General features: G+C 41.7%; 1 protein-coding gene. It reads right to left on the reverse strand.

From position 1 onward, the window contains the following. Positions 1-480, reverse strand: a 480-nt coding sequence (locus AC2JF9_RS08675) for an ATP-binding cassette domain-containing protein (RefSeq protein WP_500726960.1), incomplete at both ends; no start/stop codon positions are given.

Genomic DNA, 480 nt, shown 5'->3' on the forward strand with positions numbered 1-480 from the left:
CCTCATTAACAGATTAATAATCGAGCTTTTCCCGCTGCCGGTATGTCCGACAAGGGCTACAGTTTCTCCCGGCTTTGCCCGAAATGTTATATTTTTCAAAATATCTCTTTTGCCATCATATGAAAAGCTTACATTGCGAAACTCAATATCTCCTTCGACAATTTCAAGCCCGGCATCGGCTGTATGCTGCGGAGCTAATTCCTTTTCATCCAGAAGCTTGAAAACGCGGGATCCGGCAACAATCGCCTGCTGGAATAAGGAAAGCCGCATCATCATTTGATTTACCGGCTCAAAAAAGCGGTCTAAATAGCTGATAAAGGCGTAAACCACTCCAATTTCAATGCTATTATCAAAAGAGGAAATTCCAAAATAGCTTAAAACAATAATGAGCGCAAACACATAAACTAAATCAATCGCCGGCCTTAATAATAAGCCATCCACCTTAATGTTCCGCATACCTGCCTGGAAGTGCTTTTCATT

The organism is Lactobacillus sp. C449L (assembly GCF_059900815.1).